Consider the following 16,565-nt stretch of genomic DNA (forward strand, 5'->3'; position numbering starts at 1 on the left):
TAAAAGCGCTATACGGCCTCAAAAATGGACCGCCTGACGCCATGCCCGCATACGCTGGTCAGCCTGGAGAATTGCTTTTGGTTCAGTTCAGTAATTCGGAGAACGCCTTGTCTGCTTCCAGCACCGCCGGCAACCCGGCAAACAGCGCGTCCAGATCGATGCCTTCCATCAGCGGACCGCCTGACGCCTGCTGCGCCTGAGGTGTCGCGCCGCCGTGGGCCTCCAGCGCATCCGAAATGGTAATGGCCTGGGCGACGATCCTCGGCAGCGATGCGTCAGCCGGAGCCCTCATCGGCGTTGCCTGATAGGCGATAGCCTGTTGAATAACCTTGGGTAAATGCCAGCGACTGGCCAGCTCTGCACCGACTTCCGGGTAGCTGAAACCCAGTTGCAGGGTTTCGCTGGCCGCACGTCCTGGCGTCCCGGCTTTGGCGGCGTTGTTCAGGCGTTCGGCAACATCGGGCGCGCCGGTCTGGATCAGCAACTCACCGATGTTATGCATCACCCCGCAGGTAAAGGCGATTTCAGGATCGGCGCCCGTCTGTTTCGCCAGCATCCGGCAGATTCCTGCTACCTGAAAGCTTTTCAGCCAGAACCCCTTGAGATCAAAACTCGGCCCGGCCTTGAATGCACCGGTCACTGCCGAGGCCATCACCAGCGTACGCAGCGTATTGAAACCCAGGCGCATGGCCGCGTCTTCGATACTCGAGGATTCCCTTGAGCCGCGAAAGCGCGCCGAGTTGGCCAGACGCAATACCTTGGCCGCAATCACCGGATCTTTCTCTATATTGCGCGCAATGCTTTCCAGGTTCGAAGAGGGATTGTCAAATTGCAGCATCAGATCCTGAGCCACTTTGGGAATACTCGGGAGGCTATGCAAACCGTCAAAAAGTTGCTCGATACTTGGCATGGCGAGACCATCCTGTGCAGGGCGGGGGATGATTTCAACCATAGCCAGTTTTTCCTGTTCTGCACGCTTGAGTGTCGATTGTGGGAAGGGCGTCTCGACCTGCGACGAAAAAAATAATCAAGGACTCGTGGATCGCGCCGATATGGCGATACAAGCGTCTCTGTAAGGTTTCGATACTCGGACCTGCCTGGTGATTGACGCCGTGGCAGACGTATCGGCTCCGGTTGCTGAACGGCCTGTGGGTTGTAATGTGAAATAGACGGCACTGTTGTGAAGTTTGATTGGCGATCCAGAGATCGTCCTTATTGGTTTTTTGCCGTGGAAGTAACCGCTATGAAAAGTCTGGGTTTCAGCAAAAAGATTCTTCTCGCCGCTGCATTGATTGTGGTCGTGGCGTTCAGTGTATTCATTGTCGTCAATGACTATCGACAGCGTCAGTCGCTCAAATCCAGCGTCAAGTCCGAGTTGCAACAACTGGGTACGCTCACCACGCAGAACATTCAAACCTGGCTGGAAAGCCGCATGCAATTGCTGCAATCGATGTCGCAGCAAATCGCCGCGGATGGCAAGGAACTGCCCCAGTTGCAACGCGCCATCGGCCTGCCTGCCTACAGTGACAGTTTTCAGCTGAGCTACTTTGGCAGCACCGATGGCGTGATGTTCTCGGTGCCGTCGGCCAATCGCCCATCTGACTACGATCCGCGTGCACGTGGCTGGTACAAGGCGGCACAGAATGCCCCCGGCACCATTGTGACCGAACCCTACATCGCGGCATCTTCCGGCAAGCTGGTCATGACCATGGCCACACCGGTCAAGTTCCAGAATCAGTTCGTGGGCGTGGCCGGTGCCGATATCGCTCTGGACAACGTCACCAAGATCATCAACTCGCTGAACTTCGATGGCCATGGTTATGCGTTTCTGGTCAGCGCCGACGGCAAGATTCTGGTGCACCCGGACAGCAAGCTGGTGCTCAAGAACATCAGTGAAGCCTACCCGACCAATACGCCGAAAATTGCTGCCGGGGTGAGTGAAATCGACTCCGGTAAAAAGCCCGAGATCATTTCCTTCACGCCCGTTCAAGGTGTCTCGACGGCCAACTGGTACGTGGCACTGGTACTGGAGCAGGATTCCGCCTACGCCATGTTGACCGAGTTCCGTACCTCGGCCATCACTGCGATGGTGGTTGTGGTGATGGTGATCATCCTGTTGCTGGGCCTGTTGATCCGGGTGTTGATGCAACCCCTGCATCAAATGGGCCGCGCGATGCGTGATATCGCCGATGGCGAGGGCGATCTGACCAAGCGTCTGGCCATCACTTCGCAGGATGAATTCGGCGCACTGGCCGAGTCGTTCAACCATTTTGTCGAACGTATCCATACCTCGATCCGCGAAGTGGCTTCGACTGCCGCGCAATTGGGCGAGGTTGCCACCCGGGTGGTCAAGGTCTCCAACGCGTCGATGGGCAACTCCGACCAGCAGGCCAATCGCACTGAAAGCGTGGCAGCGGCGATCAACGAATTGGGTGCCGCTGCCCAGGAAATCGCCCAGAATGCGGCGCGCACCTCGCAGCAGTCGAGCGATGCGAGCGGCCTGGCCAGCGACGGTCAGAACGTTGTGCAGCAGACTATCAAGGCGATGAACGAGCTGTCCGGCAAGATCAGCGAGTCGTGCGTGAACATCGAAAGCCTGAATGGCAAGACCGCCAACATCGGGCAGATTCTTGAAGTGATCACCAGCATTTCCCAGCAGACCAACCTGCTGGCGCTCAACGCCGCCATCGAAGCGGCGCGTGCCGGTGAAGCAGGGCGCGGGTTTGCGGTAGTGGCCGACGAGGTGCGCAACCTGGCGCACCGCACTCAGGATTCTGCCCAGCAAGTACAGACCATGATCGAAGAGCTGCAGGTCGGCGCTCGCGAAGCAGTGACCAACATGACCGAGAGCCAGCGTCAGAGCGAGGACAGCGTCGGCATCGCCAATCTGGCCGGCGAGCGTCTGAGCAGCGTGACCCGCCGCATCGAAGAGATCAACGGCATGAACCAGTCGGTCGCGGCGGCAACTGAAGAGCAGACCTCGGTGGTCGAGTCGATCAATGTCGACATCACTCACATCAACACCCTCAACCAGCTGGGCGTCGACAACCTGCGCCAGACCCTGGATGCCTGCAACTCGCTGGAAGAGCAGGCTGCGCGTCTGCAGCAGCTGGTGGGCAGCTTCAGGATCTGATCCGGCTGCGTTTGCGCCGCTCCGCAGTACCGGGAGCGGCTGCCTGGGCTTCTTTCAGTCCCAATGCTTCAGCGTGGCAATGCAGCGGATGAGGGTCCCACCGCTGTCCGTTGCCACACGATGGGTGACAAACTGTTATCACTTGGTCACTCGCGGTTCATGACGCTGCAACAACACAGGTTCAGTTTGGTTGACAACCAAATGCGACCTGTCCCGGGTCGTGCACAGACCGAGAAGCCTCATGAACGAAGCCATTCATGTACAAGGCCTGAACAAGACCTTTTCCCACAAAAGCGCTCTCATTGATCTCGCGTTGTCTATACAACCTGGTGAGATGGTCGCGCTGATTGGCGCTTCCGGTTCGGGCAAGTCAACGCTGCTTCGGCATCTCGCCGGTCTGGCGTGCTGTGATCGCAGCAATGGCGGTCAGGTTCAGGTATTGGGCCGCGAGGTTCAGTCCTCCGGCCGCCTCAACAGCCAGGTGCGACGTCTGCGCGCCGATATCGGTTATATCTTCCAGCAATTCAATCTGGTCAATCGCCTCAGCGTGCTGGACAACGTCCTGCTCGGTTGTCTGGGGCGCATGCCACGCTGGCGCGGCAGTCTGGCGCTGTTCAACAACGAGGAAAAACAGCGTGCAATGGCCGCGCTGGAAAGGGTCGGGCTGGCGGACCTTGCCGCGCAACGGGCTTCGACCCTGTCCGGCGGGCAGCAGCAGCGGGTAGCGATTGCCCGCGCCTTGACCCAGCGCGCCGAAGTGATCCTCGCCGATGAACCGATTGCCTCACTGGACCCGGAATCGGCCCGCCGCGTCATGGAAATCCTCGCCGACATCAACCGCCGCGACGGCAAGACGGTCGTGGTGACCCTGCATCAGGTCGATTATGCCGTGCGCTATTGCCCGCGTGCGGTGGCGCTCAAATCCGGGCGTATTCATTTTGATGGCCCGGCGCAGGAGCTCAGCAAACAGTTCCTCAACGACCTCTACGGTGCAGACGCGGACGCGAGTCTGATGATCACCGAACGAAGCCGGCGCGTGCGGCAAAAAGCCAGCCTGACGCTGGCCAAGGTCTGACGTCCTTTCAACATACCCCACCTGACATTTTCCGGAGAGCCTGCATGTTCAAGCGTATCGGTCGTCTTCTCGCCTCTGCCGCCTTGCTGACTGCCTGCGCGTTGGGCACCGTCCAGGCCGCAGAAGAAAAAGCCATCAATTTCGGCATCATGTCCACCGAGTCTTCGCAAAACCTGAAAAGTATCTGGCAGCCGTTTCTCGATGACATGAGCCGCAAGACCGGTCTCAAGGTCAATGCCACCTTCGCTTCGGACTACGCCGGCCTTATTCAGGGCATGCGCTTCAACAAGGTGGACGTGGCCTGGCTGGGCAACAAGGCGGCGATGGAAGCGGTGGACCGCTCCAACGGCGAGATCTTTGCCCAGACCTCCGCCGCCAACGGTGACGCGGGTTACTGGAGCCTGCTGATCGTGCGCAAGGACAGCCCGATCAATAGCGTCGAAGACATGCTCAAGAATGCCAAGAGCCTGACCTTCGGCAACGGCGACCCGAACTCCACCTCGGGCTATCTGGTGCCAGGTTATTACGTGTTTGCGAAAAACCACGTCGATGCGTCCACTGCCTTCAAGCGCACCTTGAACTCCAGTGATGAAGTCAACGCCCTGAGTGTTGCCAAGGGGCAGCTGGACGTTGCGACCTTCAATACCGAAAGCTGGGATCGCCTGGCTGTGACCCAACCCGACAAGGTCGAGCAACTCAAGGTGATCTGGAAATCGCCGCTGATCCCGGCCGACCCGATTGTCTGGAGCAAGGCGCTGTCGGACAAGGACAAGGCAAAGATTCGTGAGTTCTTCACCAGTTATGGCAATACCGATGAAGAGAAAACCGTCCTGAAGAACATGCAGATGGGCAAGTTTCTCAAGTCCAGCGATGACCAATTGCTGCCCATCCGCCAGCTCGAACTGTTCAAGCAGCGCACCGAAGTGGCTGCCAGCACCACGCTGGACGCCCAGGAGAAAACTGCCCGTCTCAAGGATATCGATGCCAGCCTGAGCAAGTTGCAGGAGCGTATCACTGAGCTGAACCAGAAAACCGCAGGCAGCTCCGCAGGTTGAGCCAGCCGTTCACGATCAGGAGTTCGTCATGACCACTCACGTTGCCTACGCCCAGGTTGCAGACAAAGCCAACTGGTCCCGTTATCTGGGCTGGGGCCTGTTGCTCGCTGCACTGGCCTGGGCCTGGCAGGGCGCAGAAATGAACCCGATGGCACTGGTTCGCGACTCGTCGAACATGGCCACATTCGCCGCCGATTTCTTCCCTCCGGACTTCCGTGAGTGGCGCAGTTACCTCAAGGAAATGCTGGTGACTATCCAGATCGCCCTTTGGGGTACGACGCTGGCGATTGTCTGCTCGATACCGTTGGGCATCCTGTGCGCCGAGAACATCACGCCGTGGTGGATTCATCTGCCGCTGCGACGCTGCATGGACGCTTTTCGTTCGATCAACGAGATGGTGTTCGCGATGCTGTTTGTGGTCGCCGTCGGGCTGGGGCCGTTCGCCGGGGTGCTGGCACTGTGGATCAGCACCACCGGGGTCCTCGCCAAACTGTTCGCCGAAGCTGTCGAAGCCATAGAGCCCGGACCGGTTGAAGGGGTGCGCGCCACCGGTGCCAGCGCCTTGCAGGAAGTCATCTACGGGGTCATTCCGCAGGTCATGCCGCTGTGGATCTCCTATGCTCTATACCGGTTCGAATCCAATGTGCGCTCGGCAACCGTGGTCGGGATGGTCGGCGCAGGGGGCATCGGGGTTATCCTCTGGGAAAACATTCGCGCCTTTGCGTTCGTCCAGACCAGCGCCGTGCTGCTGGTGATCATCGTTGTGGTAAGCGTCATCGACATCATGTCGCAGCGCCTGCGCAAGCAATTCATCTGACAGAAGAGGGGTGTTCAATGAACACTTTTTTTAACCATGCAGTTGTCTAGACAAGCTGAGCCGATGTACCTGGAACTGGCCGAGACGCTGCGTGACGAGCTGGCTACGTACCTGCCTGGCGATTACCTGCCCGCCGAGTTTCAGCTGGCCGAACGCTTCAGCGTCAACCGCCACACCATTCGCCGTGCTGTCGACGAACTGGTCCGCGAGGGCAGTGTGCTGCGCCGGCAGGGCAAGGGCACTCAGGTACTGGAACGCCCATTGATCTACCCGATGCAGGCCGAAAGCGCCTATAGCAAGTCGCTGTCGGCGCAGGGCATCGGGGTCGAGGCCGTGCTGCTGGTGCGCCGCGAATGCATCGCCAGCCAGGAAGATGCGCTGCATCTGGGGCTGGCCGAGCATGCGCCACTGATTGAACTGCAGACCTTGCGCAAGCTGGACGGGCAGGCCGTGAGTCTGATCTGCCATCGCTACAGCGCCCGTTACAGCGAGTTGCTGGCTGAGTATCAGGGCGGCTCGGTGCGCCAGTACCTGGCCGAGCGCGAGTTGCCGTTGAGCCGTGCACAGAGCCTGATCGGTGCACGCTTGCCGTCCCGCGGAGAGGCCGGGTTGCTGCTGATGCCCCGACACATGCCTGCGCTGACGGTGTTGACGGTTTCGTGTGACCGGTCGGGGCGGCCCGTAGAGCTTTCACGCTCGGTCAGCCGTTCAGACCGCTTCCAGTACCAAGTGGCATTCAACCCGATTGCCGACAGCCAGATGGCTGGCCACCCAACGACGGACTGACCCCGAGGTGTTCCATGCAAGCATCCCCTGAAACAGCCGCACGTCAACACTGGATGGGCGTCTTGGCACGTGCCCATGTCGATGAGCCGAGTCGCGAGCGATTGCAGCGTCACGAAGCGGCGTTGCGCGACACCGATTACCAGATGATCCGCGCTCCGGAAATCGGCATGACCCTGGTGCGGGGCCGTATGGGCGGCACCGGTTCAGCTTTCAACCTCGGCGAAATGAGTGTGACGCGCTGTGTGGTGCGTCTGGCCGATGGTCGCACCGGCTACAGCTATCTGGCCGGACGCGACAAGCGCCACGCCGAACTGGCGGCTCTGGCCGACGCGCATTTGCAGGGCGCGCAGCAGGCCTGGTGGCTGTCCGAACTGATCGAGCCGCTGGCGCGTGCGCAAGCCGAGCGTCGGGCGCGCAAGGACGCGGAGGCCGCTGCCACCAAAGTCGAATTCTTTACCCTGGTCCGAGGAGAAGACTGATGAATGCCGTCCTTTTGCAACCTGCCTTCACCGATCCGGTACTGGACGCCCAGCGCAGTTTTCGCGTCGCCCTCAAGGCGTTGTCCGGGCCGGGCGTGATTCAGACGCTGCCCACCGCGCACCAACCGCCGGCCTTGCAGGGCCTGGACAGTGCAACCCATGCCCTGTGCCTGGCGTTGCTGGACCTGGACACGCCAGTGTGGCTGGCACCGGCATTTGATACCCCGGCGATTCGCGCAAACATTGCCTTTCATTGCGGCAGCCCGATTGTCACTGACCGGCACGCGGCCCGCTTCGCGTTGCTTGATGCATCGACTGCTCTGCAACTGCACGATTTCGATACCGGCAATGATCGCTACCCGGATCAATCCTGCACCTTGCTGATCCAGCTGCCTGACCTGGAAGGCGGGCGGATGCTTGCCTGGAGCGGTCCCGGCATCGAGCGACACCATTCGGTGGCGCTGCCGCTGGATGAAGGTTTCTGGGCCGCACGTGAAGCACGTAATGTCTTCCCTTGCGGGCTGGATGTGTTCTTTGTCTCGGGCAATCGACTGCTCGGCTTGCCACGCAGCACCCGCGTGCAGGAGTGTGCCTGATGTACGTCGCGGTCAAGGGTGGCGAACAGGCCATCGATAACGCTCACCGTCTGCTGGCCAGCAGGCGTCGTGGCGACACCGGCATTGCCGAACTCGACGTCGAGCAGGTCCGCCAGCAACTGCCGCTGGCGGTCGCGCGGGTCATGAGCGAGGGTTCGCTGTACGACCCGCAACTGGCTGCGCTGGCGATCAAGCAATCGGCGGGCGATCTGATCGAAGCGATCTTCCTGCTGCGCGCCTATCGCACCACGCTGACGCGCTTCTGCGCCAGCCTGCCCATCGACACCTCGAACATGCAGCTCAACCGTCGCCTGTCGGCCACGTTCAAGGACGTCCCCGGCGGTCAATTGCTGGGGCCGACCTTCGACTACACCCACCGCCTGCTGGATTTCACCTTGCTGGCCGAAGGCGAGCACCCGGGCCCGGAAGTTACCCCGCACGCCACCCTTGAGCCCTGTCCGCGAGTGCTCGGGTTGCTGGCCAAGGAGGGGCTTATGAAGCCCGAAGTCGACGACGGTGAGCGCGTGGCGGACATCACCCGCGAACCGCTGGAGTATCCGTCCAATCGTGCCCAGCGCCTGCAGGCGCTGGCGCGTGGCGATGAGGGGTTCCTGCTGGCGCTGGGTTATTCGACCCAGCGCGGTTATGGCCGCAATCACCCGTTCGCCGGGGAAATCCGCATCGGCGAGGTGGAAGTCTGGATCGAACCTGAAGAACTGGGCTTCCCGATTGCGATTGGCGACATCGAAGTCACCGAATGCGAGATGGTCAATCAGTTCGTCGGCTCGGCCAGCGAACCCGCGCAGTTTACCCGGGGTTACGGCCTTGCCTTCGGCAACGCGGAGCGCAAGGCGATGGGCATGGCGCTGGTGGACCGCTCGCTGCGCGCCGAGGAATTCAACGAAGAAGTCCGCTCACCGGCCCAGCAGGAAGAGTTCGTCCTGGCGCATTGCGACAACGTCGAAGCGGCGGGTTTCGTCTCGCACCTCAAGCTGCCGCATTACGTCGATTTCCAGTCCGAACTGGAGTTGATCCGCAAGCTGCGCAAGTCTGCACCGAAACCGGGGAGCGACCAATGAGTAATGCACCGATGAACACCGCACAGCAAAGGCCTGCACGGGATGAGGCCTACAACTTCGCTTATCTGGACGAGCAGACCAAACGCATGATTCGTCGCGCCTTGCTCAAGGCGGTGGCGATCCCCGGTTATCAGGTGCCGTTTGGCGGGCGCGAAATGCCGCTGCCGTATGGCTGGGGCACTGGCGGGATGCAGCTGACCGCTGCGATCCTGGGCGCTGATGATGTGCTCAAGGTCATCGATCAGGGCGCTGACGACACCACCAACGCTGTCTCGATCAGGCGTTTCTTTGCCCGCACGGCCGGCATCGCTACCACCGAGCGCACGCCTGAGGCGACCGTCATCCAGACCCGTCACCGGATCCCGGAAACGCCGCTGCAGGCCGATCAGATCATGGTCTATCAGGTGCCGATTCCCGAGCCGCTGCGTTTCATCGAGCCCTCGGAAACCGAGACCCGGACCATGCACGCGCTGGATGATTATGGCGTTATGCACGTCAAACTCTACGAGGACATCGCCACCTTCGGCCATATCGCCACCAGTTACGCCTACCCGGTGATGGTCGATGAACGCTACGTGATGGACCCGTCGCCGATTCCCAAATTCGATAACCCCAAGCTGCACATGAGCCCGGCATTGATGCTCTTCGGTGCGGGGCGCGAAAAGCGTCTGTACGCCGTGCCGCCGTATACGCAGGTAGTAAGCCTGGACTTTGAAGATCACCCGTTCGAGGTGCAGCGCTGGGAGCAGTGCTGTGCGATCTGCGGCAGTCATGATTCCTTTCTCGACGAGCTGATTCTCGACGATGCCGGGACGCAGAGCTTTGTCTGCTCCGACACCGATTACTGCGCCCAGCGCGTCAAACAGCAGGAGAACGACCGATGATCAGTGCACGTTCGTTGGACGCGGCGGGCGGGCGCCTTCCTGACGCGGTGCAGCCGCTGCTCAAGGTGCGCGGCCTGACTCGCCTGTACGGTGTGCAGAAGGGCTGTCAGGACGTCAGTTTCGATCTGTACCCCGGCGAAGTGCTGGGCATCGTTGGCGAGTCCGGCTCGGGGAAATCCACGCTGCTCTCGCTGTTGAGCGGACGTTGCCCGCCGGACCGCGGCAGCATCGACTATCGCAGCAAGGCGGGCGACTGGTTCGACCTGTACAGCGCCAGTGAGGCGCAGCGGCGCACCTTGCTGCGCACCGAGTGGGGTTTTGTCGAACAGAACCCGCGCGATGGCCTGCGCATGGGCGTGTCGGCCGGCGCCAATATCGGCGAGCGTCTGATGGCGCAGGGGGTACGTAATTATCAGCAGTTGCGGGGTGCCGCGCTGGACTGGCTGAGCCAGGTGGAGATCGATCCGCAGCGCATCGACGACCTGCCGCGGACCTTTTCCGGCGGCATGCAGCAGCGCCTGCAAATCGCCCGCAATCTGGTCTCCAGCCCCAGACTGGTGTTCATGGACGAACCCACCGGCGGGCTCGACGTGTCGGTGCAGGCCCGCTTGCTCGATTTGTTGCGCGGCCTGGTGCGCGAGCTGGATCTGGCCGTGGTCATCGTTACCCACGATCTGGCGGTCGCGCGGCTGCTCGCCGACCGGTTGATGGTCATGCGTCGCTCGGAAGTGGTCGAAAGCGGCCTGACTGACCAGATTCTCGATGACCCGCAACACCCGTATTCGCAACTGTTGGTGTCCTCGGTATTGCAGCCATGAGTCGCACTGTCCGAACAGCCTGTACAGATGAGGTGAGCCCGATGACAACCTTGATCGAGGTCCGTGACCTGTCGAAAACCTTCACCCTGCATCAGCACAACGGCGTGGTCCTCAATGTGCTGCGCGGCCTGAATTTCTCGGTGCGCGCCGGCGAATGCCTGGTGCTCAGCGGGCAATCCGGCGCGGGCAAGAGCACGCTGCTGCGCACCCTGTATGGCAACTACCTGCCTGCCGCCGGCAGCATTCGCGTGCAGCATGAAGGCGAGTGGACCGAGCTGGTCGGCGCAACCCCGCGCCAGGTGCTTGAGGTGCGGCGCAAAACGCTCGGCTACGTTAGCCAGTTCCTGCGCGTGATTCCGCGTGTGTCCAGCCTGGACGTGGTCATGGAACCGGCTCTGGCGCGCGGCTGGTCCCGTGAGCAGGCGCAGGAGCGCGCGCAACTGCTGCTGGGGCGGCTGAATATTCCGCAGCGCCTGTGGCCGTTGGCGCCCAGCACGTTTTCCGGTGGCGAACAGCAGCGCATCAACATTGCGCGCGCGTTCATGGTGCCGTGGCCGGTGCTGCTCCTCGACGAACCGACTGCGTCATTGGACGACGCCAATCGCCGGGTGGTGCTGGAACTGGTCGACGAGGCCAAACAGGCCGGTGCCGCCCTGATCGGTATCTTCCATGACCGCGACGCCCGTGACGCTGTCGCCAATCGTCAACTCGACATGACCCCGGTGGACCTTACCGCCAAGGAGTTGCTGCAATGCTGAATGAACAGGTTTTCAGTAACGCCCGCGTGGTGACGGCCGAGCAGGTATTCACCGGCACTGTGGTGGTCCGTGACGGCCTGATTGCCGAGGTCGAGAGTGGATGCAGTCAGTTGAGTCAGGCCCAGGACATGCAGGGCGATTACCTGCTGCCGGGGCTGGTGGAATTGCACACCGACAACCTGGAAAAGCACCTGTCGCCGCGTCCGGGTGTCGACTGGCCGTCGATGTCGGCGGTGATCAGCCATGATGCGCAAATCGTCGCGGCGGGCATCACCACGGTGTTCGACGCGCTGTCGATCGGCGACATCAACCCCAAAGGCAAGCGCATGCAGCAATTGCCCGCCATGCTACAGGCGATTGCCGACGCCAATGCGGCAGGCCTGACTCGCGCCGAGCACGTGTTGCACCTGCGCTGCGAGGTCAGTCACCCGGACACCTTGAGCGTGTTTCGCGATCTGGTGGACCAGCCACTGGTGCAACTGGTCTCGGTGATGGACCACGCGCCCGGCCAGCGTCAGTTTGCCCTGGAGTCCAAGTACCGTGAGTACTACATGGGCAAGTACCACATGAACAATGAGGAAATGGACCGTTTCATCGTTGAACAGGTGGCCAACTCCAACGAGTACGCCGACCGTTACCGGCGTGCGATTGTCGAACTGTGCCTGGCGCGCGGCCTGTCGATTGCCAGTCACGACGATGCAACCATGGCGCATGTCGAGGAGTCGGCAGGTTTCGGCATGAACATCGCCGAGTTCCCGACCACGCTCGAAGCGGCCCGTGGCTGTCGGCAACTGGGCATGAGCGTGTTGATGGGCGCACCGAACATCGTGCGCGGCGGCTCGCACTCCGGTAACGTGGCGGCAGCATCGCTGGCCCGTGACGGGTTGCTGGATATTCTGTCCAGCGATTACTACCCGGCCAGCCTGTTGCAGTCTGCATTCATGCTCGCCGCTCAGGACAACGCATGTGACCTGCCGCAGGCGATCAACATGGTCAGCCGTACGCCGGCCGTGGCTGCCGGGTTGGCGGATCGTGGTGAAATACGTGTGGGGCTGCGCGCTGATCTGATCCAGGCGCGTGATCATGCCGGCCTGCCGGTTATCGACAGGGTCTGGCGACAAGGCAAGAGGGTGTTTTGATGGTTGGCAGGTTGATCTATCTCATCGGGCCGTCCGGATCAGGCAAGGACAGCCTGCTGGACGCGGCCCGGGATACCTTGGCGCAACGTGATTGCCGGGTCGTTCGGCGGGTGATCACCCGTTCCGCCGAAGCGGTGGGCGAGGCAGCCCAGGCGGTGACCGTCGAGCAGTTCGAGCAGATGCGCGAGCGAGGCGCGTTCGCCTTGAGCTGGCAGGCCAATGGTCTTCACTACGGCATTCCCGTCGAGATCGATCAGTGGCTGCTGGAAGGCCATGACGTCCTTATCAACGGCTCCAGGGCGCATCTGCAAAAGGCGCAGGCGCGCTATCCCACGCTGCTGGCGGTGTTGCTGACCGTCAATCAGGAGGTGTTACGCAAGCGCCTGCTGGCGCGCAACCGGGAAAGCCTCGCGGAAATCGAGGAGCGCCTTGCGCGCAACTCGCGCTTTGCCGGAGATTTGCTGGCGAGCAATCCGCAGGTTTTCCCGCTGGATAATTCCGCTGATCTGCAACACACCGTTGCCACGCTGCTTGGCTTGCTCGACAAGCGTCACGCATGCGCCTGACCCTGTTGGGCACCGGTGACGCCCGACAGGTGCCGGTCTACGGTTGTCAGTGCGTGGCGTGTGCTGCCGCGCGGGCCGACCATGATCTGCGCCGCTTGCCGTGCAGCGCGCTGATCGAGTGCGCCGACCAACGCTGGTTGATCGACAGCGGCCTGACCGACCTCACCGAGCGTTTTCCACCGCGCAGCCTGAGCGGGATTCTGCAGACGCACTATCACGCCGACCATGCGCAGGGGCTGTTGCACCTGCGCTGGGGCCAGGGGCTGGTGATTCCGGTCCACGGCCCGGCGGATCCGGAAGGCTTGGCCGACCTCTACAAACACCCCGGTATTCTGGATTTCAGCCAGCCATTCACGGCCTTCGAACGCCGTGCACTGGGTGCGTTGCAGGTCACAGCGCTGCCACTGGCGCACTCAAAACCTACGTTCGGTTACCTGTTCGAAGGCGACGGGCAATGTTTTGCCTACCTGACCGACACCGTCGGCCTGCCCGACGACACCCGCGAGTACCTGCAACGTGGACCGCTGGACCTGCTGGTGCTCGACTGCTCGATGCCTCCACAGCCTCAGCCGCCACGTAATCACAACGACTTGACGTTGGCGCTGCAAACCATCGAGTGTCTGCGACCGGGCAGAGCGGTGCTGACGCATGTCGGCCATACGCTGGATGCGTGGTTGATGGGGCGAGCGGGGCAACTGCCTGATCAAGTGTTCGTCGGTCAGGACAGGATGATCCTGTAAGACGCTGGCGCGAAAATTCTGTTCGCTGATCGCCCGCAATCCATCGCGCCAGACGCCCCGCGGCTTTGCCCGGTCCTGTCAGTAACCTGAGTCTGCCTGATGTCGCTCGGCCATGACTTTATCCATGCCTGGCAGGCTGCGACAATTTGTCTTAATGAACCGTTTAGTACATTCTGCGCGCCTGTGAAAATCCGACAGGTTTGAAAAATGACAAATGCGCAAAATACAGGGGCAGCCGGCAGGTTTCTGCTGCCTGGACTGGGTGGGTTGATCGCCTTGATCGGACTCGGGCTGGCAGGTGGCGGTGGCTATCTGGTAGCGCTTGGCGGCAGTTGGTTCTTCCTGCTGATGGGCCTGGCGATGCTGGTCAGTGGTGCACTGATCGCCGCCCGCAAGCCCAAAGGTGCGTTACTGTATGGCATTGCCCTGATACTGACCGCCATCTGGGCTGTCTGGGATGCAGGCCTGCATTACTGGCCGCTGGTTTCCCGAGTATTGACCTTCGCCGTTATCGGCCTGGTGGTGGCACTGATCTATCCGACACTGGTTCGCGCCTCGGGTGCTCAGGCAGGCCGCGGTGCCTATGGCCTGGCCGGTCTGTTGGCCATTGGTGTTGTAGCGACCATCGGTTATATGTTCGTCCCGAGCCATGTGGTCAGCGCCGCCAGCATGCCTGATGTGATTCCGGTGGCTCCGGGCTCCGAGCAGAAGAACTGGGCGCACTGGGGCAATACCCCGGCAGGCAATCGCTTTGCCGCTTTGGATCAGATCAACAAAAGCAACGTCGACAAGCTGCAGGTTGCCTGGACCTTTCATACCGGCGACATCCCGCAAAGTACCGGGGCCGGCGCAGAGGACCAGAACACCCCGCTGCAAATCGGCGACACGGTTTACACCTGTACCGCTTACGGCAAGGTCTTCGCACTCGATGCAGATACCGGCACACAGCGCTGGAAGTTCGATCCTCAGGGCAGTGCGCCCAACTGGCAACGTTGCCGAGGCTTGGGCTACTTCGCGGCACCTGTAGCCGAAGCAGCGACAGCCAATGCGCCAGCACCATCAGTCTCAGGCGCATGCGTCGCGCGCGTGTTCCTGCCGACTGGCGACGCGCGTCTGATCGCACTCGACGCCAAGACGGGCGAGACCTGCAAGGACTTCGGCAGTCAAGGCGTGGTTGATCTGAAAACCGACATGGGCGAAGTCAAGGAGGGCTACTACCAGCAAACCTCGACGCCATTGGTGGCGGGCAATGTAGTGGTTGTCGGTGGTCGTGTTGCCGACAACTTCTCTACCGGTGAGCCACCGGGCGTAGTACGCGCCTACGACGTGCACACGGGTGAGTTGGTCTGGGCGTGGGATCCGGGTAATCCGAATACCACCAAACGTCCGCCCGCAGGCGAAACCTATACCCGTGGCACGCCTAACGTCTGGTCGGCCATGTCCTACGATGACAAGCTTGGCCTGATCTACCTGCCGACCGGTAACGCAACACCCGACTTCTTCGGCGGGACGCGTACCGAGCAGGATGACAAGTGGTCCTCGTCAGTCGTGGCGGTGGACGTCAAGACCGGTCAGGTGCGCTGGAGCTTCCAGATGACTCACCACGATCTGTGGGACTTCGACATTCCGGCGCAGCCGTTGCTGTATGACATCCCGGACGGCAAGGGCGGTACCCAGCCGGCACTGGCACAAGTCACCAAGCAGGGCGAGATCTTCCTGCTCAACCGCGAAACCGGCGTGCCGATCTCGCGGGTCGAGGAACGCGCTGTGCCGCAAGGTAACGTGCCGGGCGAACGCTATTCGCCTACCCAGCCTTTCTCGGTGGACATGCCGTCGATCGGCAACCAGACCTTGAAAGAGTCGGACATGTGGGGCGCCACGGCATTCGACCAGTTGATGTGCCGGATCGCCTTCAAAGGCATGCGTCACGAGGGTGTCTACACGCCACCGGGGCTCGACCCGGCGTTGCAGTTCCCCGGTTCGCTGGGCGGCATGAACTGGGGGAGTGTCTCGGTTGACCCGACCAACAGCTACATGTTCGTCAATGACATGCGCCTGGGCCTGGCCAACTACATGATCCCGCGCGACAAGATCGCCGCCGGTGCCAGCGGTATCGAAATGGGCGTCGTGCCACAGACCGGCACTCCTTTCGGGGCCATGCGTCAGCGTTTCCTGTCTGCCGTCGGCATCCCCTGCCAGGCACCGCCGTTCGGCACCATGTCGGCAATTGACCTGAAAACCAAAAAATTGATGTGGCAGGTTCCGGTCGGCACCGTGAAAGACACAGGCCCGATGGGCATCCGCATGGGCCTGCCGATTCCGATCGGCATGCCGACGCTGGGCGCTTCGTTGTCCACCCAGTCGGGCTTGCTGTTCTTCGCCGGTACTCAGGACTTCTACCTGCGTGCCTTCGACAGCGGCAACGGCAATGAAATCTGGAAGGCCCGTCTGCCAGTCGGCAGCCAGTCAGGCCCGATGACCTACGTGTCGCCCAAGACCGGCAGGCAGTACATACTGCTCACCGCAGGCGGCGCCCGCCAATCGCCGGATCGTGGCGATTACGTGATTGCCTACGCGTTACCCAAGTAACGCATGTCACCTCTGAGGGGCAGATGCTGCCCCTCAGCCTTGTTTATCTTG

16 protein-coding genes are annotated in these 16,565 nt (G+C 61.4%); 15 read left to right on the top strand and 1 reads right to left on the bottom strand.

The annotated features are described in order from the left end of the window. Window positions 1-82 precede the first annotated feature (82 nt). Entirely contained in the window at window positions 83-910 is an 828-nt protein-coding gene (locus tag LCH65_RS12650) for an HDOD domain-containing protein (RefSeq protein WP_032609424.1), read from the bottom strand. A gap of 333 nt (window positions 911-1,243) precedes the next feature. Here LCH65_RS12650 and LCH65_RS12655 point away from each other — a divergent pair, with 333 nt between their 5' ends. The 15 genes from LCH65_RS12655 (at window position 1,244) to LCH65_RS12725 (ending at window position 16,514) form a co-directional block, all read left to right on the top strand. After that, window positions 1,244-3,133: a methyl-accepting chemotaxis protein gene (locus LCH65_RS12655; RefSeq protein ID WP_003432931.1), complete on the top strand. Its 1,890-nt coding sequence runs from the start codon at window positions 1,244-1,246 to the stop codon at window positions 3,131-3,133. Window positions 3,134-3,374: 241 nt separating this feature from the next. Beyond that, window positions 3,375-4,208, top strand: coding sequence for a phosphonate ABC transporter ATP-binding protein (gene phnC / locus LCH65_RS12660; protein WP_054081829.1), 834 nt, complete (start codon window positions 3,375-3,377; stop codon window positions 4,206-4,208). A gap of 44 nt (window positions 4,209-4,252) precedes the next feature. Next, a complete protein-coding gene (phnD, locus tag LCH65_RS12665; protein ID WP_226439516.1) occupies window positions 4,253-5,263 on the top strand; it encodes a phosphonate ABC transporter substrate-binding protein in 1,011 nt (336 codons plus the stop codon). Window positions 5,264-5,291: 28 nt separating this feature from the next. Then, entirely contained in the window at window positions 5,292-6,080 is a 789-nt protein-coding gene (gene phnE, locus LCH65_RS12670; RefSeq protein ID WP_226439517.1) for a phosphonate ABC transporter, permease protein PhnE, read from the top strand. Window positions 6,081-6,116: 36 nt separating this feature from the next. Further along, the gene (phnF, locus tag LCH65_RS12675; RefSeq protein WP_042930461.1) at window positions 6,117-6,866 is read left to right on the top strand and encodes a phosphonate metabolism transcriptional regulator PhnF; all 750 of its coding nucleotides are present in this window, start codon (window positions 6,117-6,119) and stop codon (window positions 6,864-6,866) included. Between the two features lie 14 nt (window positions 6,867-6,880). After that, window positions 6,881-7,345: a phosphonate C-P lyase system protein PhnG gene (gene phnG / locus LCH65_RS12680; protein WP_003367168.1), complete on the top strand. Its 465-nt coding sequence runs from the start codon at window positions 6,881-6,883 to the stop codon at window positions 7,343-7,345. Then, window positions 7,345-7,941, top strand: coding sequence for a phosphonate C-P lyase system protein PhnH (phnH, locus tag LCH65_RS12685; protein WP_060707655.1), 597 nt, complete (start codon window positions 7,345-7,347; stop codon window positions 7,939-7,941). Before phnG ends, phnH begins: the two co-directional genes overlap by 1 nt. Next, window positions 7,941-9,020, top strand: coding sequence for a carbon-phosphorus lyase complex subunit PhnI (locus LCH65_RS12690; protein ID WP_003432923.1), 1,080 nt, complete (start codon window positions 7,941-7,943; stop codon window positions 9,018-9,020). Before phnH ends, LCH65_RS12690 begins: the two co-directional genes overlap by 1 nt. Then, window positions 9,017-9,904, top strand: a complete 888-nt coding sequence (locus tag LCH65_RS12695) for an alpha-D-ribose 1-methylphosphonate 5-phosphate C-P-lyase PhnJ (protein ID WP_003367174.1) — start codon at window positions 9,017-9,019, stop codon at window positions 9,902-9,904. Before LCH65_RS12690 ends, LCH65_RS12695 begins: the two co-directional genes overlap by 4 nt. Beyond that, window positions 9,901-10,722, top strand: coding sequence for a phosphonate C-P lyase system protein PhnK (gene phnK / locus LCH65_RS12700; protein WP_122266691.1), 822 nt, complete (start codon window positions 9,901-9,903; stop codon window positions 10,720-10,722). Before LCH65_RS12695 ends, phnK begins: the two co-directional genes overlap by 4 nt. Before the next feature lie 41 nt (window positions 10,723-10,763). Then, window positions 10,764-11,480: a phosphonate C-P lyase system protein PhnL gene (phnL, locus tag LCH65_RS12705; protein WP_003367180.1), complete on the top strand. Its 717-nt coding sequence runs from the start codon at window positions 10,764-10,766 to the stop codon at window positions 11,478-11,480. Then, window positions 11,474-12,619: an alpha-D-ribose 1-methylphosphonate 5-triphosphate diphosphatase gene (locus tag LCH65_RS12710; RefSeq protein WP_003432916.1), complete on the top strand. Its 1,146-nt coding sequence runs from the start codon at window positions 11,474-11,476 to the stop codon at window positions 12,617-12,619. The genes phnL and LCH65_RS12710 overlap by 7 nt, the downstream gene beginning before the upstream one ends. Next, the gene (gene phnN, locus LCH65_RS12715) at window positions 12,619-13,185 is read left to right on the top strand and encodes a phosphonate metabolism protein/1,5-bisphosphokinase (PRPP-forming) PhnN (protein ID WP_024663751.1); all 567 of its coding nucleotides are present in this window, start codon (window positions 12,619-12,621) and stop codon (window positions 13,183-13,185) included. Before LCH65_RS12710 ends, phnN begins: the two co-directional genes overlap by 1 nt. Further along, the gene (gene phnP / locus LCH65_RS12720; protein WP_226439518.1) at window positions 13,176-13,925 is read left to right on the top strand and encodes a phosphonate metabolism protein PhnP; all 750 of its coding nucleotides are present in this window, start codon (window positions 13,176-13,178) and stop codon (window positions 13,923-13,925) included. The genes phnN and phnP overlap by 10 nt, the downstream gene beginning before the upstream one ends. 207 nt (window positions 13,926-14,132) lie before the next feature. After that, window positions 14,133-16,514 carry a glucose/quinate/shikimate family membrane-bound PQQ-dependent dehydrogenase gene (locus tag LCH65_RS12725; RefSeq protein WP_060707657.1) on the top strand — a complete coding sequence of 794 codons (2,382 nt, stop codon included), beginning with the start codon at window positions 14,133-14,135 and terminating at the stop codon, window positions 16,512-16,514. Window positions 16,515-16,565: the final 51 nt, after the last annotated feature.

Origin of the sequence: Pseudomonas sp. MWU16-30316, assembly GCF_020515645.1 — a bacterium.
Classification (GTDB): domain Bacteria; phylum Pseudomonadota; class Gammaproteobacteria; order Pseudomonadales; family Pseudomonadaceae; genus Aquipseudomonas; species Aquipseudomonas cerasi.